Source organism: Edaphobacter paludis (genome assembly GCF_039993895.1).
Lineage (GTDB): Bacteria > Acidobacteriota > Terriglobia > Terriglobales > Acidobacteriaceae > Edaphobacter > Edaphobacter paludis.
Genome location: NZ_CP121194.1, coordinates 1,700,837 through 1,722,661, shown reverse-complemented (window position 1 = coordinate 1,722,661; position 21,825 = coordinate 1,700,837). Strand labels below are relative to the sequence as shown.

The 21,825-nt window shown below is 56.9% G+C and carries 20 protein-coding genes, 1 pseudogene and 2 riboswitches; of the genes and pseudogenes, 10 read left to right on the top strand and 11 right to left on the bottom strand.

What is annotated here, in order from left to right:
• Positions 1–47: 47 nt before the first annotated feature.
• Both P4G45_RS07085 and P4G45_RS07080 read right to left on the bottom strand, forming a co-directional pair.
• Positions 48–2,150 carry a TolC family protein gene (locus P4G45_RS07085; RefSeq protein WP_373695304.1) on the bottom strand — a complete coding sequence of 701 codons (2,103 nt, stop codon included), beginning with the start codon at positions 2,148–2,150 and terminating at the stop codon, positions 48–50.
• 430 nt (positions 2,151–2,580) lie between these two features.
• The gene (locus P4G45_RS07080; protein WP_348268971.1) at positions 2,581–3,051 is read right to left on the bottom strand and encodes a nuclear transport factor 2 family protein; all 471 of its coding nucleotides are present in this window, start codon (positions 3,049–3,051) and stop codon (positions 2,581–2,583) included.
• Between the two features lie 125 nt (positions 3,052–3,176).
• Here P4G45_RS07080 and P4G45_RS07075 point away from each other — a divergent pair, with 125 nt between their 5' ends.
• The 4 genes and pseudogenes from P4G45_RS07075 to P4G45_RS07060 all read left to right on the top strand — a co-directional run bounded on the left by P4G45_RS07075 (position 3,177) and on the right by P4G45_RS07060 (position 4,521).
• On the top strand, positions 3,177–3,632 hold the full coding sequence (locus P4G45_RS07075) for an SRPBCC family protein (protein WP_348268970.1): 456 nt from the start codon (positions 3,177–3,179) through the stop codon (positions 3,630–3,632).
• Positions 3,571–3,762, top strand: a pseudogene (locus P4G45_RS07070) (hypothetical protein); the annotation flags it as partial. The gene P4G45_RS07075 and the pseudogene P4G45_RS07070, both read left to right, overlap by 62 nt.
• 54 nt (positions 3,763–3,816) lie before the next feature.
• Positions 3,817–3,957: a hypothetical protein gene (locus tag P4G45_RS07065; RefSeq protein ID WP_348269283.1), complete on the top strand. Its 141-nt coding sequence runs from the start codon at positions 3,817–3,819 to the stop codon at positions 3,955–3,957.
• 123 nt (positions 3,958–4,080) lie between these two features.
• Entirely contained in the window at positions 4,081–4,521 is a 441-nt protein-coding gene (locus P4G45_RS07060; RefSeq protein ID WP_348268969.1) for a DUF6526 family protein, read from the top strand.
• A 30-nt stretch (positions 4,522–4,551) separates the two neighbouring features.
• Here the strand turns inward: P4G45_RS07060 and P4G45_RS07055 are convergent, their stop codons facing one another.
• From P4G45_RS07055 to P4G45_RS07045, 3 genes are all read right to left on the bottom strand, one after another.
• A complete protein-coding gene (locus tag P4G45_RS07055; RefSeq protein ID WP_348268968.1) occupies positions 4,552–5,412 on the bottom strand; it encodes a proline dehydrogenase family protein in 861 nt (286 codons plus the stop codon).
• A 346-nt stretch (positions 5,413–5,758) separates the two neighbouring features.
• Positions 5,759–6,571: a dolichyl-phosphate beta-glucosyltransferase gene (locus tag P4G45_RS07050; protein WP_348268967.1), complete on the bottom strand. Its 813-nt coding sequence runs from the start codon at positions 6,569–6,571 to the stop codon at positions 5,759–5,761.
• Positions 6,572–6,776: 205 nt separating this feature from the next.
• Entirely contained in the window at positions 6,777–6,905 is a 129-nt protein-coding gene (locus P4G45_RS07045; RefSeq protein WP_348268966.1) for a hypothetical protein, read from the bottom strand.
• 68 nt (positions 6,906–6,973) lie between these two features.
• On the opposite strand from P4G45_RS07045, the gene sppA reads away from it, so the two are divergent.
• The 4 genes from sppA (at position 6,974) to P4G45_RS07025 (ending at position 11,634) form a co-directional block, all read left to right on the top strand.
• Complete coding sequence (gene sppA / locus P4G45_RS07040; RefSeq protein WP_348268965.1) at positions 6,974–7,795, top strand: signal peptide peptidase SppA; 822 nt, start codon at positions 6,974–6,976, stop codon at positions 7,793–7,795.
• Positions 7,796–8,045: 250 nt separating this feature from the next.
• Positions 8,046–8,396, top strand: a complete 351-nt coding sequence (locus P4G45_RS07035; RefSeq protein ID WP_348268964.1) for an HU family DNA-binding protein — start codon at positions 8,046–8,048, stop codon at positions 8,394–8,396.
• 199 nt (positions 8,397–8,595) lie between these two features.
• A complete protein-coding gene (locus P4G45_RS07030) occupies positions 8,596–9,171 on the top strand; it encodes a nuclear transport factor 2 family protein (protein ID WP_348268963.1) in 576 nt (191 codons plus the stop codon).
• Between the two features lie 66 nt (positions 9,172–9,237).
• Positions 9,238–11,634 carry a PAS domain S-box protein gene (locus P4G45_RS07025; RefSeq protein ID WP_348268962.1) on the top strand — a complete coding sequence of 799 codons (2,397 nt, stop codon included), beginning with the start codon at positions 9,238–9,240 and terminating at the stop codon, positions 11,632–11,634.
• Positions 11,635–11,658: 24 nt separating this feature from the next.
• Here the strand turns inward: P4G45_RS07025 and acs are convergent, their stop codons facing one another.
• Positions 11,659–13,599: an acetate--CoA ligase gene (gene acs / locus P4G45_RS07020; RefSeq protein WP_348269228.1), complete on the bottom strand. Its 1,941-nt coding sequence runs from the start codon at positions 13,597–13,599 to the stop codon at positions 11,659–11,661.
• A 106-nt stretch (positions 13,600–13,705) separates the two neighbouring features.
• On the opposite strand from acs, the gene P4G45_RS07015 reads away from it, so the two are divergent.
• Complete coding sequence (locus P4G45_RS07015; protein ID WP_348268961.1) at positions 13,706–13,900, top strand: hypothetical protein; 195 nt, start codon at positions 13,706–13,708, stop codon at positions 13,898–13,900.
• 18 nt (positions 13,901–13,918) lie between these two features.
• On the opposite strand, the gene dcp is transcribed toward P4G45_RS07015, so the two are convergent.
• From dcp to galE, 5 genes are all read right to left on the bottom strand, one after another.
• The gene (gene dcp, locus P4G45_RS07010) at positions 13,919–16,090 is read right to left on the bottom strand and encodes a peptidyl-dipeptidase Dcp (protein WP_348268960.1); all 2,172 of its coding nucleotides are present in this window, start codon (positions 16,088–16,090) and stop codon (positions 13,919–13,921) included.
• A gap of 97 nt (positions 16,091–16,187) precedes the next feature.
• Positions 16,188–17,933, bottom strand: coding sequence for a chloride channel protein (locus P4G45_RS07005; RefSeq protein WP_348268959.1), 1,746 nt, complete (start codon positions 17,931–17,933; stop codon positions 16,188–16,190).
• A 13-nt stretch (positions 17,934–17,946) separates the two neighbouring features.
• A riboswitch (Fluoride riboswitch) is annotated at positions 17,947–18,017 on the bottom strand.
• A gap of 45 nt (positions 18,018–18,062) precedes the next feature.
• On the bottom strand, positions 18,063–18,488 hold the full coding sequence (gene crcB, locus P4G45_RS07000; RefSeq protein ID WP_348268958.1) for a fluoride efflux transporter CrcB: 426 nt from the start codon (positions 18,486–18,488) through the stop codon (positions 18,063–18,065).
• 39 nt (positions 18,489–18,527) lie between these two features.
• Positions 18,528–18,589, bottom strand: a riboswitch (Fluoride riboswitch).
• 53 nt (positions 18,590–18,642) lie between these two features.
• Positions 18,643–19,218 (bottom strand): YetF domain-containing protein, encoded by a 576-nt coding sequence (locus P4G45_RS06995; RefSeq protein ID WP_348268957.1) that lies wholly within the window; start codon positions 19,216–19,218, stop codon positions 18,643–18,645.
• A gap of 74 nt (positions 19,219–19,292) precedes the next feature.
• Positions 19,293–20,261, bottom strand: coding sequence for a UDP-glucose 4-epimerase GalE (gene galE / locus P4G45_RS06990; protein ID WP_348268956.1), 969 nt, complete (start codon positions 20,259–20,261; stop codon positions 19,293–19,295).
• Between the two features lie 387 nt (positions 20,262–20,648).
• Between galE and P4G45_RS06985 the strand changes: the two genes are divergently transcribed.
• Positions 20,649–21,740 carry a TonB family protein gene (locus P4G45_RS06985; protein ID WP_348268955.1) on the top strand — a complete coding sequence of 364 codons (1,092 nt, stop codon included), beginning with the start codon at positions 20,649–20,651 and terminating at the stop codon, positions 21,738–21,740.
• Positions 21,741–21,825: the final 85 nt, after the last annotated feature.

Sequence of the window (21,825 nt, the reverse complement as noted above, 5' to 3'; positions counted from 1 at the left end):
GGCCGCCTCTTTACGAGACGGCCGTTGTTTGTAATTGCTGCACTTCTTTACTGAACGGTCGGTGCAGGACCTACCACGATTGGCTTGACCGTTGCCGGAGCCTTCGGTGTAGTCAGGCCAGGAATCACCGGAGCCTGTGTCACATCGCCCTTCGCCGCGTCCGTAATGCTGATCCCATACTTATCCAGCGTGTTCGACAGCAGTTGCGATAATGCCGCCCTGTCCTTCGCATATACCGCCGTATCGGAGATCAGCGTATTCTCGGCGATCGCAAGATTGCGCTCCTGCTGCAGCACATTGGCGGAAGTAGAAGCCCCGAGCTTGTATTTCTTCTGCTCAGCGTCAAGACTCTGCAATGCATAATCCTGTCCAGCCTGCGCCGCCGTGACCTGAGCCCGGTCGTTGGTCAACGCATATTGCCCGTTGATGACGCTGATTCGCACCTGCGTATAAAGCTGCTGCAACCGCATCTGCGACTGCCGGTACTCCATCTGCGATCGCGCCTGGTCGGCCTGAGCCGTCCGATTTCGCAGCGTAATCGAGATGTTCACGCCTACGCCCTTATCTGGACTTGAGCTGTCGAACAGACTGCCAAACGTATTCCTGTAGCTGGTAGGCGCAAAGGGAGGGCATGGAGCCGAAGGATTGGAGAAATTGCAGATTTGTTTCGGATTCTGCGCACCACCCAGACCACTTCCACCGTAAAACGCATACGCATCCACCGTCGGCAACAGGCCATTCTTCTCTGCCTTAATGGTGATCTCATTGTTCTTCATGTTCAACACCGCCTGTTCAATCTGCGGGTTGTTGGTGTAAGCCTGCTTTACCAGATCTTCCACCGACATATCCTCCTCGGGCAGCCGGTCCAGGCTTACGCGGTCCGTAGGAACCACCGGCGCGCTCGAAAGCTGCGGGTCGTTGAGGTTTCGCGCAATCGCCTGCTTCATAATCAACTGCTGATACTCCAGATTCGACTGCGAAGCAACCAAGGCCTGCTTATCGCTCGCCACAGCCGCGTCAGAGTTCACGACGTCGAGCGGGGCCAGCGTTCCAATCTCCAACTGCTTCCGGTTATCTGACGTTAGTTGCGTGCTCTGCGCCAGCGCCCGCTCCTTGGCCTGCTCGTCCTCATACGCGCTCACTAGTCCCCAGTAGATGCTCTCCACCTGATTGACCGTATACAAAAGCTGCTGCCGGAAAGCCGAATCGGTAATTCTGCGGTCGTTCTTTGCCTGTACGACGAAGCGCCCATTGATTCCCCAGCCAAACCCCTGCAACAGATGCTGGGTCAATTGTGCCCTGAAGCTGGAGTTCAACTGCGGGCTGTAGCTCGAAAACGGATTATCCGTCGTCACCCGGTTGTTATTGAACGTCACGTTCAATGCCGTTCCTGTAACGAAACCCTGCTGATACCCGAAATCGTATGTTCCCGTGTCCGTCGTCAACTGGGGCAATCCACCGCTGAACAGCGTATTGCTCTGCTCCTGCTTCAGGTCTTCATATTCCAGTTGCCCCGTCAACACTGGGTCCCGCAACTCAGGCAAAGGACCGCCACCATTCGTGCTCAGCACCAGGCCTTGCGCTCCTGTGCCGGCGCCGCCTGCCGCACTCGTCGTGCCACCAGGGCCGCCTCCCTGGGTCACCGTCGTTCCCGACCCGCCAATCGTGTTCGTCACCACCCCTGCCGGGGCTCCACGCAATGTCGAACCAGCCTTAGCCCGCAGAATATCCGTATCTGCAATATCGAGATTGATTCGTGCAATCGCAATGTCGTAGTTGTTCTCGAGCGCCAGCGTCACCGCATCCGACAGGCTCAGATAGATCTTCCCGTCACGAAGCAGCGCATCCAGATTAGGCGTATTGCCCAACCTGGGCAGCGGCACCTGGGTCGCCGTATAGGGTGCAATCGGGTTCCAGAAATGGCTCTTTGGCTTTGAATAGTCGCGGTTCGTGCTCCGCAGAAAAAGCGGCTCCGTCAGCTTTGGCTGCGGCGCCTGCGGCAAACCGGCCTGCCCCGTCGTGTCGTTCACCACCGTCTGCGGTGTCGCCGGCGCGGTCGGATTCGTCTGTTGCGCCAGTGCCGGTTGCATATTCACGCTCATCAGCAACAGTCCAATACTCGCTGCCGCCTGCATGTCCCTTAATCTCACGATGGCTCTCCAACTCTTCCTGGTTCTTCTCCGTCGCCGCCTTTTCGCACAGGCAGCCTCTCCGGAGTCCTTCAACTCTTAGCAAGCCCAGCAAAAATCCACAGGCTTGCCGTTACACATCTAACTTTTCCAATTCACTTAAGACGCGCCGCACATTCCACACGATTCTTAAAAGAAACAATGGTCCTCGTGTGACAAACCGGACATGGACAGCAATACGCACGAACCTGCCGCTTCGTTCCCGGCAACCGCGTCAAATCTTGCCCTGATTTTCAACTCGCCAAGTATACCAACCCCATTTGCGCCTCCAACCGAGAGATTGCACCAAAGAAATCCTCCCGGTCGAACGCCCCCTCCCCGCTCCCACAGACCTACATCCGCATCAGTCTCGTGCTCTCTAATAGCTATCCAAAGCTGAACCTTTGAGACCTTAGAGCCCTAGTTCACTCAAGCCAGGATGTTCATCTGGACGCCGTCCACTCGGCCAATGAAACATTCTGTCAGTCTCTTTTATAGGCACATCGTTGATACTCGCGTGACGCACTTTCATCAGTCCCTTCTCATCGAACTCCCAGTTCTCGTTCCCATACGAGCGAAACCAATCTCCCAATGCATCATGAGACTCATATGCAAAGCGCACGGCAATTCGGTTGGCATCGAAGGCCCACATCTCTTTAATAAGCCGATACTCCAGCTCCCTGCTCCACTTGCGCGTCAAAAACTCGACAATCTGATCACGTCCGGTAACGAACTCCGAACGGTTCCTCCATCGACTGTCCACGGTGTATGCCAGCGCAACTCGTTCCGGGTCGCGCGAATTCCATCCGTCCTCGGCCATGCGCACCTTTTGAATTGCAATCTCACGTGTAAACGGCGGTATAAGAGCAACGCTGGCAGTCATGAACGATCCTCCTTGAATACGTCTTGTACCGCCATGGTAGAGCAACTCATTCGCCATCGATTAAGTGCAACCATAAGGTTGCCCTTAAGTTCGAATCACGCTATTATGCAACCACGAGGTTGCTTATGGAAAATAACCGTATCGAAAAGCGTATTGAACTCAAGGCTCCAGTCTCACGCGTCTGGCGTGCCCTAACGGATTATCGCGAGTTTGGCGAGTGGTTCCGCGTCAAGCTCGATGGCCCCTTCGTACCCGGCGAGACCTCACGAGGCCATATCACCTATCCCGGCTACGAGCATCTCCAATGGGTAGCCGTCGTGCAGAAGATGGAGACCGACCGACTCTTTTCCTTCACGTGGCACCCTTATGCAATCGATCCCAAGATGGATTATTCGCACGAATCGCCCACCCTGGTCGAATTCAAGCTGGAAGCGATCCCAGACGGCACCCTGCTTCTGCTCACAGAATCCGGCTTCGACAAGATCCCCAGCGACCGGCGCTCTGAAGCCTTCCGCATGAATGACGGCGGCTGGTCCCAGCAGATGGAGAATATCGAGATCCATGTCGCCCAAAAGCCCTAGTAGCATCGCCTCCTTACAAGCCCATGCCCCCGTCTTTGCCGCAATGGGGGACGAAACCCGGCTGTCCCTCATAATCAAGCTCTGTGACGGACAGCCGCACTCTATCTCTCAGCTAACCCAAAATTCCTCGTTGAGCCGACAGGCGATCACTAAGCATCTCCGCGTATTGGAGAACGTAGGAATCGTGCGCGGCGTACGTAGCGGGCGCGAGAGTCTGTTCGAGTTCAATCCAGCACCGCTCGAAGAGATGAAACATTACCTCAATCAAGTCTCCGGGCAATGGGAGCAGGCGCTCGCCCGGCTGAAGTCTTTCGTCGAAGATTAAGCGCATTGCCGCTCTCCACAACCGGACAGCCTCAAAAACCAAGGCGAAATGGTATGCTGATTCGTCGCTCAGGCTCCTGGGGATCTTGCACTGCACTCAATCTGAATGCCGAAAGGACTGCTCATGTCCACACCGCAAAACTTCAAGAACCACACCCGCTTCTATCCGCCCTTTCACTTTGTCCTGATGCCGATCCTCGTTCTCAATTTCATCTTCTCTGTCTACGACACGCTCCACCGCTACCCAGAGCACAAATATCTCTTCCACTGGTGGATCGTCATGTCGATCGCCCTCATCCTTCTGGCGCTCCTCGGCAGGAGACAGGCCCTCACTGCGCAGGACCGCATCATCCGACTTGAGGAGCGTCTCCGACTGGCCACGCTGCTGCCCGCTAGCGAACACATGCACATTAATGAGTTCACGACCCGTCAACTCATTGCCCTCCGCTTCGCCTCTGATGCCGAACTACCGGATCTGGCCCGTCGCACCCTTACCCAGAACCTTGAACCCAAGGCGATCAAACAAGCTATCGTCAACTGGCGAGCTGACAACCTCCGCGTCTGAGTACTCTCCACTTTCCGGCAGACGAGCGGTTCAGGCCCTGAAGAAATTCTGAAGCAGGAAGATGAGGTTTGCGGGACGTTCTGCCAGCCGACGCATGAAGTAGGGATACCACTCCGGGCCAAAGGGTATATAGACGCGTACACCGAATCGGTCCGCGGCCAACTGGCGTTGCAGGTCGCGCCGTATACCGTAGAGCATCTGGAACTCGAAGGCCGTTTGCGGCACGTTGTTGGTGCGTACGAAGGCCAGCAGTTCTTCAATGATTACCTCATCGTGAGTGGCGATGCCGCAGAAGACGCCGCTGCCGTCTTTGGCAAAGGTAACCATCCGCTTCATCAGCCTCACGTAGTTCGCATCGACCTCGGCTTTGGTAGGAAAGGCGACGTCGGGTCCTTCTTTATAGGCACCCTTGCACAAACGGATTCGAATTCCCTGTGCGAGCAGCCGTTCGGTGTCTTGTGCCGTTCGGTAAAGATATGCCTGTAATACGGTGCCTACCCGATCGGGGAAGCGGGCGGCGAGCCGTTCGGTGATGGCGATGGTGGCCTCGGTGTAGAGCGAGCCTTCCATGTCGATGCGCACAAATGAGCCGACTTGGGACGCATGATCTACGATCTCGCCAACGATGCGCTCAGCCAGTGCAGGATCGAAGTCCATGCCCATCTGCGAAAGCTTGACGCTTACATTCGCGTTCAATCCGCGTTCGTGAATAGCATCGAGCAACTGGTGATAGATGGCCGCCGATGCACGGGCCTCCGCTTCGACAGTGACGCTTTCGCCGAGGGAATCGAGACTGACGGCGATGCCTTCACGGTTTACATGGTCACAGGCGGCGAGTGCGTCTGTGACTGACATGCCGGCAATAAATCTGCCGGAGAGTTTGCGACCCATAGAGGAACGCTCAGAGAATGCTCGGAGCCTCTTACTTTGAGAAAGAGCAATCAGTGCAGATCGCAGCAAAGGCAACCCCCGTTCTTCGGTATTGTCCCATGCCCGTCGCGTCGAGGTGAAAGACGATCAGGGGCGCTGCCCCATGGTCCTGCTCTTCACCGCCTGTTGCAGGCGTCACGGGGTGGCGCAGCGGCGCAGATGTACTCAAAGATGCTGTTGATGTAGTTGTCCGTGGTTCGCACCGTTGCGTCACCAGCAGTTCAGACAGAGCATAGTGGTTCCGCTGAACTTACGATGTATTTAAAACGGGAGTTATGCGTTGTGTATTGCCAGAGGGAGACGTGCGCTACCGAACTTCAGCACTCACCTTGGTCACGTGCTCCACGGGCGCCGTGACCATGGTGCTTGTGTCCTTCATCGCGGCGATTGCCTCATCATAGCGGCCGACGAGTGAATTGGCTCGAATCTTTGCCATGTCCTCCAGCATCTTGAGGCCATCTTTTAGATAGCTCATGCGGCTACGCTCATCATGTCCCCAGGTCACCGGCACCTCACGGACGACATACTTCAGCTTGCGGGCGATGAACAGAATTTCTGGATCGAAGCCCCAGCGTTCGATAGTCTGGAGGCGAAAGATCACCTGCGCCGCAGGCCGCTTGAATGCCTTGAATCCACATTGCGTGTCCTTGAAAGGCAGATTCATTACGGTACGCGTAATCCAATTGAAACATCGCCCGAAAAACTGGCGGTATAGGGGCTGGTGAATCGTTTGCCTCGTCCTGTCCATCCATCGCGAGCCGATGGCGACGTCGGCGCCGGCAGCCAACGCGGCGATAAGGCGTTCCGCCTCTTCCATGGGGGCGGAGAGATCGGCGTCCGTAAACATTACAATTTCCCCAGCGGCTTGCAGCAAACCATTGCGCACCGAGTAGCCCTTGCCCTTGTTGCCGGGGTTCTGAACCAGGTGAAGGCGTGGATAGTTTTCCATCCAGCGCTGAACGATTGCGGCGGTATCGTCCTTCGAGCCATCATCCACAACAAGAATTTCGGCGTCCCATCCCTGTGCGGCGACACAAGAGGTCACCCGTTCGAGAGCGGCTTCGATGCGCGCTCCCTCGTTATACGCCGGAATAACAATACTTAACTGAGGATGCGACATCGGACGACCAAACTTTCGGCAAACAGGTTTCTGGTGCGCAAATGACTAATGAGAGCGACTGAAACTACCGTTGTTCATCATACTGCAATATTTAGACGCCGATACACGAATTAAGGCGCAGCTTGTACAAATTCAGTTCCTTGGTTTGGCTGACTTATATAGCCAGCCGCTGTCTTTGCTACACTCCTCACCATGCCGGAAGATTTTATACCTCAGCCACCACCGCCGCCTCCCCCTTATACCGCCGCTCCGTATGCCCCGCCTGTCCAGGCTTACCCTCCTCAGTACCAAGGGTATTCACCGCAATATATTCCACCGCCGCGACGCTCGCCATGGTTTTACATCGGCATAATAGCCGGTTCGCTTGCAGCCGTGGTTTTGCTGTTCACCTTCATGGTCTGGATGACTGTACGCTCGGCCACTGGAACGGACGGCCTCGATCTAGGAGCCGGAAGCCGGATCGCCGTCATTGACATCAACGGCGTCATCCTGTCAGCTGACGATATCAACACCCAGCTCCGCAAGTTCGGCGAGGATTCTTCAGTCAAAGCCATCATTTTGCACATTAATTCACCCGGCGGCGGAGCGGCTGCCTCGCAGGAGATCTACCACGAGGTCCTTCGTGTCAGGAAGGACAATCATAAGAAGATCGTCGCGTCGGTCGAGTCGGTGGGCGCGTCCGGCGCTTACTACATCGCCAGCGGCTGCGACAAAATCTACGCCAACGATGCCTCCGTTGTCGGCTCGATCGGCGTCATCATGGAGTGGACCAACTACGGCGACCTGATGCACTGGGCCAAGTTGAAGAGCGTCGTAATTCACGCCGGAGAACTCAAGGATGCAGGCGACCCCAGCCGCGACGCCACACCGAAGGAGCAGGCTTACTTCCAATCTCTCGTCGACAATATGTACGGACAGTTCATCCACGACGTTGCCACCGGCCGCCACACTTCGGATGACAAGATCAAGCCGCTTGCCACCGGCCAGGTCTGGACGGGCGAACAAGCGCTTCCGCTGGGGCTCATCGACAAAGTAGGTGGATTCCGCATCGCGCTGATCGACACCGCCCGGAGCGTCGGGATCTCGGGTGAGCCGAACGTTGTGCGCTCACCCAAAAATAAGAGTGGAATACTTGCACTGCTGACCGGGAACGCCGACGACCTGTTTTCCAATCCTGGCCAGCTCCTCGACCATGCTCCCGGTTTCTACTTTATGTGGAAGTAAAACACTCTCCTGCCGCCTTTAGGGGAGAATCGTCAGCGATCTGAATGAAGGCCCGGAATAAAAGCGGATCTTTTTTATCCTTCGGTGTGACAGACCGGGGGATTTTCGCATCTCAATTCATTCAGTTGACTGGTTATTTTTTCGTTGCAATTTAGGCCGCGAATGGCTCCCATCCCGTCTACAATCAACGCTAAGGAACTATCTTGCATCAAAACTTTATGGCCCTCCCAAGCACGAAAGGAACCCGCTCATGACCAAAGCAGACCTCGTAGACAAAGTGACCGCCCTGGGCGACCTCACCCGCCGCGATGGGGAGGTCATCGTCGATACCCTCTTCGAGGCTGTCATCGGCGCTCTCAAGTCCGGCGACAAGATCGAGATCCGCGGCTTCGGGAGCTTTCGTACGCGCCAGCGTAACGCACGCACCGGGCGCAATCCGAAGACCGGAGACAAGGTCGACGTTCCGGCAAAACGCGTTCCTTTTTTCAAACCGTCGAAAGAGCTGCGCGACTCCGTCAATCCATCCGGCAACAAGGGGCCGAAGGCTGATGAAGTGCCCGACACAGGCCACATCGATCCGCACCATCCTCCTGCCATGTAAGGGGAGAACCATGAATGACCGACGAATCGCCATTCCAGCCATACCCGTGCTTGGCTTACCGGTAGTTTCGCATTTCGAGCGTTGTCTAACCACGGAATCGTTGCCCATAAGCAAGCAAAAAATGTCGCGCCATGCTCTTGGGGCGCCGGTTTGCACCCTTCACCCGCCTCCCATTCTCCGGCTGGTAGCATAGTCATATATGCGGCGTCTTTCGAGTCTTAGCATTGGTCTGGTTCTTTGCGCGGCTCTCGCGCTTCCGCTTGCGGCACAGACCGGCCCGGTCTCCGTCGCTCCAGGGTTCGACTCTGTCGCTAAACCCTCGGCCGGCATTGTCAGCCCGCTCGTCGAACCGACACTCTCCCCTGGCGTCCTGTTGCTGTTGGAGCTTGACGGCAAGTTTGAGAAATCCGTGGCTGCCGGCGGTGGCAAGGCGTTCGCAAGCTGGTTTGCGGACGATGCCGTTACTCTCAACAATGGCCGCCCTCCCGTGATGGGACGCGCCGCCATCGCCGCACAGGCACAATGGGATCCGACGAATTATCAGCTCACCTGGACTCCCCAGGGAGCTCAGATGGGCCCATCGAACGACATGGGCTTTACCTGGGGGCATTATGAAGGCCACTCAAAGGACAAGAATGGCCAGCCGGTCGTCATCTCCGGGCGCTACTTCACGGTCTGGAAAAAAGTGGCCGATGGAAGCTGGAAGGTCGCGATGGACGCCAGTGCAGATGAGCCTCCAGGAGCAGGCGAGTGCTGCACTTTACCCAAACCTTAGCTCGGCCCGGTACCCCAAAAGTAGCAGTGTCAGCACTTATGGCTTCCCCTACCATCGAGAGGCTAGATGAATCCTCTCCATGTCAGCGACGAAGTCCTGCGGATCGAAGCCCTTAGTCAATATGAGGTGCTCACTGCTGCGTCGGATTCCATCCTCGATGGCATCACCCAGTTGACTGCCCAGGTCTGCAATGCTCCCGTTGCTGCAATCTCGCTTATCGGCGACGACCGCATCTGGTTGAAGTCGCGCTTCGGGACATACGCGCAGGATGTTGCACTTGGCAGCTTGCCCTGCGAGACGACAATTCTGGGCGACACTCTTTATGAGATCCGCGATGCGCGCCTTGATCCCAACTACACACCCGACGGCATCCTCCTTGAGGGACGGCATTACAACTTCTATGCCGGCGTACCGATCATTACGCCGGGCGGAATCAACCTTGGTGCGCTGTTCGTTCTTGATCATCCCGTTCGCACACTCACGCCGGAGCAGTCCTCGGCGCTGAATGTTCTGGGGCGGCAGGTGATCACCCGGCTTGAACTCAACAGCAGGATCCGTCAGATTGGCCGCGCGGCACGCTACCGCCAGCGCGTGGAGTCCGCTCTGACTGTAGAGCGCAATTTCGTCTCAGCGGTCCTCGATACGGTTGGCGCACTGGTTGCGGTCTTTGATCCGGCTGGCCGCATCGTCCGCTTCAACCGCGCCTGCGAGACGGCCTCCGGCTATGACTTCACTACACTGGTCGGCCGCTATCCCTGGGACAAGCTCATTCCTCGCCACGAGATCCCTGAAGCCATCGAAGACTTCGAGCGCCTCCGCTCCGGCGATTTTCCTGCCACCTTTGAGAACCAATGGCTGCACCGCAACGGAAGTCTTCGCCGCATCGCGTGGACGGCCACCGCGCTGCGCGACCCGCAGGGACAGATCACGTTCATCATCGCCACCGGCATTGACGTCACCACGCAACGGGCCGCCGAGGCCACGCTGCGCGAAAGCGAGGCCCGTTACCGCCTGCTCGTCGAGGGCTCGCTCGGCATGGTTTGTACCCACGATCTGCGCGGTGTCCTGCTCTCCGTCAACGTCCACGGCGCAGAGACGATTGGGCGGACCGTGGCGGAGATGGTTGGCCATTCGCTCCAGGAATTCATCGTTCCTGAACGCAAAGCTCTTCTCGAGACCTACCTCGCACAGATTGCTGAGACCCGCGAAGCGCAGGGTTTTCTCCACCTCGCGCATACCGATGGTGAAACCCGCGTCGTCGCATATCGCAATAAGCTCATCCTTGCGTCGGGCCGCGCCCCTTACGTCCTTGGCTTCGGCGTAGACATCACCGAGCAGGTCAGAGTCGAAGGCCGCCTCCGAAGGCTTACCAATCAATCAGATTCCATCCTCGAATCGGTGGGCGACGGCATCTACGGGCTCGATCTCGAAGGCAGAGTGACCATCGTCAATCCGGCAGCCGCCCAGATGCTGGGCTACAGGCAGAGCGAGATTCTTGGCCGCAGGATGCATGAGCTGATCCACCACACTCGCGCCGATGGCACGCCTTATCTCAGCGAGGACTCGCCCATCCGCAAGAGCCTTACCCACTTCGACACCGTGCGTGTCTCTGATGAGGTCTTCTGGCGCAAGGACGGTACCAGCTTTCCTGTTGACTATGTGGCGCGCCCACAGCTTGATTCGCAAACGCTCGACCGCGGCAAAATCAAGGCTGTCGGCGTCGTCGTCGCGTTCACCGATACGACTGAACGTCATGCGTTGACCCGCATGAAAGACGAGTTCATCTCCACTGTCTCCCACGAACTGCGTACTCCGCTCTCTTCGGTTCGCGGAGCGTTGGGACTGCTAAGCGGCGGCGTCCTGGCTGATCGTCCCGATAAGGCGAGACAGATGCTCGATATCGCCATCAGCAACTCCGACCGTCTCATCCGGCTGGTCAACGATATCCTCGACCTCGAACGCATCGGCAGCGGCAAGGCCGAATTCCGACCGGTCATGTGCAGTATAGAAGAATTGCTGCAACGCGCAGCCGGCCTTCAGCAGACGGAAATTCCCAAACCGGATGTCCGCATCTCCTTCGATACAGGTGACGTCAGAGTCTGGGCCGATTCCGATCGCATTCTTCAAACGCTCAACAATCTCATCTCGAATGCCATCAAATTCTCATACCCCGGCGGCCAAATTTGCCTGACAGCTTACAACCTCGACGAGAACGAAGCGATCATTGAAGTCAGCGACCAGGGTCGCGGAGTCCCCGCCGATAAACTGGAGACCATCTTCGAGCGCTTCCACCAGGTCGACGCTTCAGACTCACGCGACCTGGGCGGTACCGGCCTTGGATTGGCCATCTGTCGAGGCATCGTCACCCAGCACGGAGGCCGCATCTGGGCCACCAGCAACCCGGTCAGAGGCACAACGTTCCACTTCACCTTGCCGACCAAACCACCAAATAATCTTCTCTAGGCATTGCGAGGGTAGGTCTCTTCCCTATTCCTCTCCTTCGCGCAGCTTCGCAATCACGGCAAAGTCCTCGAGCGTGGTCGTGTCGCCCTTCACCTCGCCAGTAGCGGCCAGTTCACGTAGCAGCCGTCGCATGATCTTGCCGCTTCGCGTCTTCGGCAGCGAGTCCGTAAATCTTAGATCGTCGGGACGAGCCAGCGCGCCAATCTCTTTAGCCACCCACTGTCGCAACTCCTGCCGAAGTTCTTCGCTGGCAACATGCCCGGATTCTAGCGTGACAAACGCGGCAATCGCCTGCCCCTTCATCTCATCAGGACGGCCAACCACTGCCGCCTCAGCCACCTTGGGATGGGCGACGAGAGCCGATTCCACCTCCATCGTTCCCAGCCGGTGGCCGCTCACGTTGATGACGTCATCGACGCGCCCCATCAGCCAGAAATAGCCATCGGCATCGCGCCGTGCGCCGTCGCCGGTAAAGTAGCTCCCCGGAATCTCGCTCCAATAAGCCTGCTCATACCGCTCCGGATCGCCATAGATCGTCCGCGCCATCGAAGGCCACGGCTTACGAATCACCAGCAGGCCGCCTTGCCCGTCGGGGACCGGCTCGCCTGATCTCGTGACTACTTCTGGCACAATCCCAAAGAACGGTCGCGTCGCTGAGCCCGGCTTCGCAGGTACGGCGCCCGGAATTGGGGCGATCATGATCGATCCCGTCTCAGTCTGCCACCAGGTATCGACGATGGGGCAGCGCTCTTTGCCAATCTCGCGGTGATACCACATCCACGATTCAGGGTTGATCGGCTCGCCTACCGTTCCAAGCAATCGCAGCGACGCCAGCGAGTGCTTCGCAACCCACTCGTTGCCCCACTTCGTAAACGCACGAATCGCCGTCGGAGCGGTGTAGAAGACCGTCACCTTATGGTCGTCGATGATCTTCCAGAAACGGTCGTTCTCCGGCCAGTTGGGGGCCCCTTCGTACATCATGACTGTAGCGCCGCATTGCAGCGGGCCATACACAACATAGCTATGCCCCGTCACCCAGCCAATGTCAGCCGTGCACCAATAGACATCCTCTTCGCGCAGATCGAAGACATACTTGCTCGTCAGATATGTCTGTACCGAATAGCCGCCCGTCGTATGTACCAGCCCCTTGGGCTTGCCCGTTGTACCCGACGTGTACAGCAAATACAGCGGATCCTCAGCCTCCATCCATTCCGGAGCGCACTCGTGCCCGGCCTGCAGCATCGCCTCATCCCACCAGATGTCGCGGCCTTCTTTCATCTTGATCCCAGAGCCGGAACGCCGATATACAACTACGTTTTTCACCGACGGACATTTCTCCAGCGCCTCATCCACAATGGCCTTCAGCTTCACTTCGCCGCCGCGTCGATAGCTCGTGTCCTGCGTCAGCACAGCGACGCACTGTGAGTCGTTCACCCTATCCACAATCGCATGAGCGGCGAATCCGCCGAAGATCACCGAATGAATCGCTCCGATTCGCGCACAGCCAAGCAGCGCAATCGCCAACTCGGGACACATGCCCATATAGATCGCAACGCGGTCGCCGCGCTTGATGCCCAACCCCTTCAGTACATTCGCAAACCGTTGCACCTGATCGTGAAGGTCGCCATAGGTCAGACGTCGCACCTCGCCCGGTTCGCTCTCCCACAGCAGCGCAATCTTGTCTTTGCGCGCCCCCAGTGCATGCCGGTCGACGCAGTTATGCGAGAGATTCAGCTTGCCCCCAACAAACCACTTCGCGTCCTTGCCTTCCCCCTCGAGCACTTTATTCCAGGGAGCGAACCACTCCAGCTCCGACGCAGCCTCTGCCCAGAACTTCTCCGGTTGTTCGACGCTGCGGCGATACATCGCCTCATACTGCTCCAGACTCTTTACATAGGCTTTGGCCGCAAACTCCGCGGGCGGCGCAAACACCCGATTTTCCCTCAAACTCGAATCCAGATTCATATGCTCAACAGACGATGCCACGCAAAAACCTCCAGGTCCCTTATCGAAAAAAGGTATAGCATCCATTGCACCCTCGGCAAACCGGCACGCGATAGACTTCAACATCATGCCCTTTTACTTGACAGCCTCAATCGGTTTTTTTCTGGGCTTTGCCTTCGGTGTAGGCTGCGCGCTGGCCGTCATGTACTCCATCTACATGGGCGGTTATCGTGCCGCCATCCGCGACTCGCAGCTCGACACACCGCCGGAGCGCTATCGTCACGCGAGGGAAAAGCTGTCAGTCTCTCCGAAGAAAGACTGACAGCGAGCCCACTCTGATTTATTTACCGGAAGGCTCCAGACCACGGTCTTTGAGCATCGGCTCAACATAAGGCTGTTTCCCAAGCCATGTCGCATACATCTTTGCGAGGTCTTCGGTGTTGCCTCGTGAGAGCACCATCTGGCGGAAGCGGTCGCCATTGGCCCTGGTCAGGCCGCCGTTGTCCTCGAACCACTGGTACGCATCGTCGTCCAGCATCTCCGTCCACAGGTAGGCGTAGTAGCCAGCCGCATAACCGGTCCCCCATATGTGCATGAAGTAGCTGGAACGATAGCGCGGCGGCACATAGCTGATGTCGAGGTGCGTCTTCTCCAGCGCCGCTTTTTCGAATGTATCGGGATCCTGCAGCGGCGCGTCGGCAGGAAGCGTGTGCCACTGCATGTCCAGCTCAGCTGCAGACAAAAGTTCGGTCAACAGATATCCCTGATTGAATGTCGCCGCCTTCTTGATCTTCGCCGCCAGTTCCGCAGGCATCGGCGCACCGGTTTTGTAATGCTTTGCGTAGTGGTTGAAAACCGCCGGATAGGTCGCCCAGTGCTCATTGAACTGCGACGGGAACTCGACAAAGTCGCGTGGCACCGACGTGCCGGAGAGACTTGGATACTCCGTGTCGGCGAACATGCCATGCAGCGCGTGGCCGAATTCATGGAACATCGTCGTTGCATCAGTAAAGCTGATCAGCGCTGGCTCGCCTGCCGCAGGCTTAGTGAAGTTGGCGACGTTAAACACCACGGGAAGCGTGCCCAGCAGTTTTGACTGGCCGACGAAGACATCCATCCACGCGCCGCCGTTCTTGTTGTCGCGCTTGAAATAGTCGCAATAGAACAGCGCCAGTGGCTTGCCGTCCGGGTTAAACACCTCAAAGACGCGCACGTCTGGGTTGTACACCGGAATGTCCTTCCGTTCTTTGAACGTCAGTCCATAGAGCTGATTCGCGGCATAGAACACGCCATTCTGCAGCACATTGTTCAACTCGAAGTACGGCTTCACCTGCGCCTCGTCCAGATCGTAGCGGGCCTTGCGCACCTGCTCCGAATAGAACTCCCAGTCCCACGGCTGTAGTGTAAAACCGCCCTTCTGCTGATCGATGACTGCCTGAATGTCCTTCGCTTCGGAAGCTGCTTTCGCTGTGGCAGCGGGAACGAGATCGTTCATAAACTTCAGAGCGGCCTCGGGCGTCTTCGCCATCTGATTCTCCAGCGTCCACGCGGCAAAGTTCGGATAACCCAGCAGCTTTGCCTTCTCCGCACGAATTTGAGCAAGCCGGGCAATGGTGGCGCGCGTATCGTCTGCGCCGCCTCGTTCCGCCCGCGTCCACGAATCCTCGAACAGTGCCTTCCGCGTATCGCGGTTGCTCAACGAAATCAGGTCCGGTTGCTGCGTGGTGTTCTGCAGCGGAAGCAGCCAACCTTGCTTCCCCCGCTCCTTCGCGGCCTCTGCCGCCCCGGCAATCTGCGCCTCGCTGAGGCCTGCCAGGGCAGCCGTGTCGGTGGTTACATAGGCTGCATCTTTCGTCGCAGCCAGCAGCTTGGTGATAAAGGCATTCGAGAGCGTCGATTCCTCTTCATTCAGCTTCTTCAGCTCCGCCTTGTCTGAATTCGAGAGATTCGCCCCGGAGTGAACAAACTTTTTGTAGTAAAAATCCACCAGCTTCAACGACTCAGGATCGAGCTTGAGCGACTCACGCTCTTTGTAGACCGTCTCGACGCGATGAAACAGCTTCGAGTCCAGATAGATAGCATCGTCATGCGCAGCCAGCTTCGGCGCTTCGATATCCTGCACCTTTTGCAATACAGGATTCATGTTCGCGCCGGTGACGCCGTTGAACACCATCATCACGCGATCGAACAACTGGCCCGTCTTCTCCATCGCAACCAGTGTGTTCTCGAATGTAGGTGGGGCGGGATTATCAGCAATCGCCTTCATCTCCACAAGCTGCTGCGCCATGCCGGCCTCAATCGCCGGCTGATAATCGCTGTCTTTGATCTTGTCGAATGGGGGCGCCTGAAACGGCAGCTTGCTCTGTGCATAAAACGGATTGGATGGTCCAAACTCCACCCCGGCAGCAAAAGCAGGTGCAGCGGCTGAACTTAAGGCAATGGCGCTAAAGGCAGTCAGAAAAAATATCCTCAACATCCTGGAATCGTTCTTGCGCGGGCGAATTGGGCTCATAACTGGGCATGTTCCTCACTCGCTCGATTGTAGAGGACACCATCTGTCCAGCCGCCTGCGGAAAAGCCATTAACGTCCATTATTTGGATCTGAAAGTTTATCTTCCTTCAAGATCGAGCATCTCTTGAATCTCGTTCTCCTCAATCTCCGCCTCAATACGGGCATCTTCGGCCCGCAGAAAAACTGGCCGCACCGTCTTCAACTGCTCGCTATTCTGCTTCAGAAACGCATGTAACAGCTCCTCATCTCCCACCAGTTCGAGACACTGCGGCAGTCTCGCCGGAGAAATCTCTCCCGTATCCATCACAAGGTTCTGGTTCTTGAGATAACCGCCGATCACGCGGTGCAGCAATGCCTGTTCGATACCCATCTCTTTCGCTTGGCGTAACAGGTAAGAGCCAAGCGGTTGCGGCGACAACCGCTTCCACCACGAATCCGTGCCGTGTACGTCCGAGGCCGCAAAGTAAAGCCTCAATACGCTAACTTCACTCATCGATTCTCCTTTCAAGAATCCAAAATCGTTAAGGTCCGTCAAAGGATTGAGCACCCGTCCGAGTCTTCCCTTCGCTACAAAGGCGAGCGACATACCTTCCTCGCCGATCGTTTTGGCGTGCTTGCTGCGGCCAACCCGCTGCGAGTGGTAGATACCGGCGTGCCCCGAGAACAGATAGCTGACGACGCAGGCAATCGCTGCATATGCCCCAGCCTCGGCGCCGAACAACTCCACAGCCATCAGGGACGATGCAATCGGAGTGTTGGCCGCTCCGGCGAAGACCGCCACAAACCCCATCCCTGCTAGCAGTGTCGACGGCAACGGAAGCAGCCATGCAAGGGCGTTGCCCAGAGTGGCTCCAATATAGAAAAGAGGAGTGACTTCGCCGCCCTTGAACCCGAAGCCCAGCGTGACCGCGGTAAAGAGAAACTTGGCGGCAAAATCATATGGCGGTAGATGGGTCGCGAACGCGGCAACAATCGTCGGTATCCCGAGGCCAATGTACTTCGTCGTGCCAACCGCAAGGACCGCCACTGCAACAATGACGCCTCCAGTAAATGGCCGCAGCGGCGCCCATGCAATCGTCTTCTTACCCCAGTGAGAGATTGCATGCGTCGTCTTTGCAAATGCCATGCCAACCAGCCCAAAGGCAACGCCCGCGGCAATTGCGCAAAGAAAGCCTGTGAAGGTCAGTGAAGGAACCGAGGTGACCCGGTAGACCGTATGGTGAATGCCCCAAGCGCGGGTAACAAAGTCGCCCACGAATGCTCCCACAAAGCATGGAAAGATCCCGTCGTATCCGATGCGGCCAATCGCCAGCACTTCAATGCCAAAGATGGCTCCCGAAAGAGGAGTGCCAAACACCGAGCCGAACCCGCCGCTGATCCCTGCCATCAACAGAATGCGCCTGTCTCTCGCATCGAGACCGAAGATTCCGGTCAATTGATCGGCCAACGACGCCCCAGCTTGGATTGCCGTTCCTTCGCGCCCAGCCGACCCGCCAAAGAGATGTGTAATCGCCGTTCCCAACAGAATGAGCGGGGTCATCCGCAGGGGAAGCACCGCCTTCGGATCATGAATCTCATCGATAATGAGGTTGTTGCCCGCCTCAACCGAACTGCCGAGATATTTGTAGAGGCAGCCAACAAAGAGACCCGCCAGCGGCAGCAAGGCGATGATCCACTTGTGGCTTTCGCGCACCGCAGTCGCCCACTCCAGTGATGCAAGCAACAGTGCGGAAGCCGAGCCAGCCAAAACTCCAGCCAAGGTCGCAATAACCAGCCAGCGAAGCAGATCGACAAGGATGTGCGCTTGCTCGCCGCCAGACCACACCACGTTATTTTTTGGCAAAGTAACCCCCTACGATGTCGTAGGAGTCATCAGCTTGCGCAGGAAGCACAGGCGGTTAGGGCGAACTCCATCACCCAGAGTTGTAGCCGTAGACTATCAAGCGCAAGATTAGAGGTCAACGAGGTTCTATCAGCCGGTATATTCTTCTTCCTGATTCGCGGCGACAGCAAAGACTTTATTGCTATGATGAGCGACCATATGCCCCAGGGCCACGGAACCGAGGCATAGCACGACGGATAGTGTGACGTTCGCCAGAGCACGGCTCCACTCCCCCGTCCGCAGCAGGTCAAAGGTCTGCAGGCTGAAGGAAGAGAAGGTCGTAAACCCGCCGCATAATCCCACCATTACAAATAGCCGGATGTTTTCCGGAATTTCGAACCGGCCACCCGGAAAGGTCAACGTGCCGAAGAATCCGATGACGAAGCAGCCGAGCACATTGATGAGGATCGTGCCCCATGGAAAATTCGTGCTGCTGTCCAGAGTGAGCCGTGTAAGCGCATAACGCAGGACACCACCGAGTGCGCTGCCCAGTGTTATCCAGAAATAGGTAGACATCCTGCCCTCGTAGTATGCCCCGCCTTGGCGGAGCGTATTGAATTGGCAGGAGTCATCAGTCCTGGTGGACGGTTTCGGGAAACCCCATTCCCCTCGGGTTGATATTATCCGCACAACCATTCGCTGCGCAAACAAACAGCGATCATCGCATCACTTAACCTCGCGCCGCCAGCAGCCCTTTCAGTTCCCGCACCTCAATTGAAAGCGACCGCACCAGAGCCAGTATCTCTATCCGTTCCGCATCATCGGAACTTGGAACCTTCGCCTCCACATAGAACGTGCCGTTTGGCTCGAGAACGCACTTCTCCACCTCAGAGTATTCATTGAGTCCCTGCTTATGCAGCACCGACTTCAACTCCACGTCCGTGAGTGCCTCTTTTTTCATCGCCGTCTCATCCACGACGCCATGCCGGATCAGCACGGTCTCTGTGCCCTCGATGATCTTGTCCAGCTTTGGACTTTTGAACAGCACAAGCGTCAGCAGCCAGTTGATCGCCAGCAGCGCGAATGCGCCGATAATGCCACCGGTGACGGAGTTGTCGTCTCCGATCATCGCATTCTGCACCGTGTTCGACAGACTCAGCAGAACCACCAGGTCGAACGGATTCAACTGCGCCAACTCGCGCTTGCCGAACAGCCGAAGGAACCCAATCAGGAACAGGTAGACGATCATGGGCCGCAGCAGCTTCTCAAGAATCGGCAGGTGAAGGTGAAACATGCTCTCGATCACGAAAAAATTGCTCCTTTGCGTTTATGGCAGTTCAATGACCTAATAAAAAGCAATGTCTCCTCAACCGCCAATTGTCATACATAGCGCCTCTGATGCCACTCCCAGGCACTGGCAATGATCGTGTCCAGCTCAGCCAGGTGCGGCTTCCAGCCCAACTCCGCCTTGATCTTCTCCGAACTCGCAACCAGTACCGCGGGATCGCCTGGCCGACGCTCGTGTTCCTCAACCGGAATCGGCTTTCCGGTCACGCGTCGGACCGATTCGATCACCTCCAGCACCGTAAATCCCTGTCCGTTGCCAAGGTTGTAAATCAATCGGCTATTGTGATTAAGTGCTTCCAAAGCAAGCAGATGCGCCTCGGCCAGATCGCGCACATGGATATAGTCCCGGATGCAGGTCCCATCCTTCGTCGGATAGTCTCGTCCAAAGATCTTGATGTTCTCGCGCCGCCCCAGCGCCACGTCGAGTATGAGCGGAATCAGGTGTGATTCGGGTTCATGGGCCTCTCCATATCCCTCAATCGCCCCCGCGACATTAAAATAGCGCAGACTGGCATACTTAAAGTTATGGATGAGGTTCATCCATCGAAGCATGTGCTCTACAAGGAGTTTACTCTCCCCATAAGGATTGGTCGGCTGCAACTTCGCATCCTCATCAATCGGTGTTGTCTCAGGTTCTCCATAGCAGGCGGCCGTCGAGCTAAAGACCAACCTGTCGTGGCCAGTAGCGAGCATCGCCTCCAGCAGCGTCAGGGTCGAGGCTGTATTGTTCCGAAAATAAATCTCCGGCTTCTTCATGCTCTCGCCGGCCTCGATCAAAGCTGCGAAGTGCATGACGCCATCGAAACGCCCATCTTTCAGCGTTTTTTCCACCAGCGGACGGTCCGCCAAATCTCCAAACACGAACTCTGCGCCTTCCGCGACCGCGGATCTCTTGCTGTGGCACAAGTTATCGAGCACCGTCACCGAATGCCCCGCTGCCAACAACATCCTCGTTACTGTTCCCCCGATATATCCAGCGCCGCCCGTTACTAAAATGTTCATAAAGGAAACTCTCTCCTGACTGCGGTTTATGCCCTTTTCTTGGATACCACAAAAGTATCAGTGTCAATCAGATAGCCTTCCGGCACTATACTTATAGTAGGCAATTCGCAGAGTGCCGGCACATCAAGCAAAGTTACTCCCCAAAGCACGGCGCCTGCTACAACCTTTTCCTCGTCTTTTCTCGTCTGTCTATATATACGCAGCGCGACGGAAGAACATCTTGCCGTCGCCAACAGTTTATCGAGTAGATCGGCGAAGTTCGATCACTCGACGGTTCTCCGTCAGCTAGATGCGGAGTTTTTTCTCCCGTTCTCCCGGTTCTGGTTTTGTCACCGGAATCCGCTCATCCTCCGCCACTATAAGTAAGGGGCCTTTCGAAGGATTTCTATGGTAAAGCCGCTTCGCAGCGACAACCCAGCACCGCAGAATATACAGTTCACCCATTTTGGCATTTTGAACGACGGCAATCAGAGCAGAGGCTCGCTCTTCAGTTCCATCGTCATCAACGTCCTGATTGCGATTGTCATCATTATCATTGGGGCCGCGGTCAGAAATACGATCACCCCACCCCAAAAAGTCATCACCCTTGTCGAGCCGCTGCCGCTCAAGAAGCCGGAACCCGCTCCCAAGGTCATCACCAGGCCTCTCCCGCGGCCGCCTGTGATTAAGCCCGAGCCGCCAAAGATAAAGATTCCTGAGACCAAGGTGCCTGAACCAAAGATCCCGACCGTTCGGATGACTCATCCCGCGCCTGTCGTGATCCCTGCTCCCCCCAAGCGGATTCAGCCCCCACCCGCGCCGCGTGTCGTCAATCTCGGACGTGCCCAGCCAGCTTCGGTGGTGAATAACTCACCCCATCCCTCCGCAGTAGCGCTGGGGCGGCCTGACAATCCGATCGCACCTTCGAACCGGCCCGCGGTCAGTTCTGTCAATCTTGGACAGAGAGGCCTTGCCGGCATGCCTGCGTCGAACTCAGGTGCCGGCCCCGCTGCCAAATCCGTTACTCTCGGCTCTGGCTCGCCCGGCAGTCAGGACCTGAACGGCAGGGACAACGCCAGCCGTGCGGTCCGCGGTGTTCATCTTGGCGTTGCCAACAGCAATGGACCGATGAACTCCCGGAGTCGTGAGGCTGCGGGTCCTGTCAACCTTGGCCGCGTCGCCCCCCCTCCCGCGGCTCCGTCCTCCGCACCGACCTCTGCCCATGCGGGGTCCGCACCTAAGGTTCTGTACAAACCGCGTCCACAGTACACCGCTGAGGCTATCAAGGAGCACATCGAAGGCACTGTTTCCGTTCGCCTCCGCGTTTCTTCTTCGGGAGCCGTCCAAGTCCTGGGCGTCACCCGCGATCTTGGCTACGGGCTCGGTGAATCTGCCGTCCGCGCCGTAGAGGGTACTCGTTTTTCTCCCGCCACCGATGCATCCGGACGGCCAGTTGACTGGGAGGGCGTCGTCAATGTCGCCTTCCAGCTTGCCGGGTAAACTTATTTTGTCTGATCGCAGATCGATCAGCTAACGTGAAGGTTATTTTACGAAGGCCGACCGCAAGGTCGCCGCAGGAGCCGCA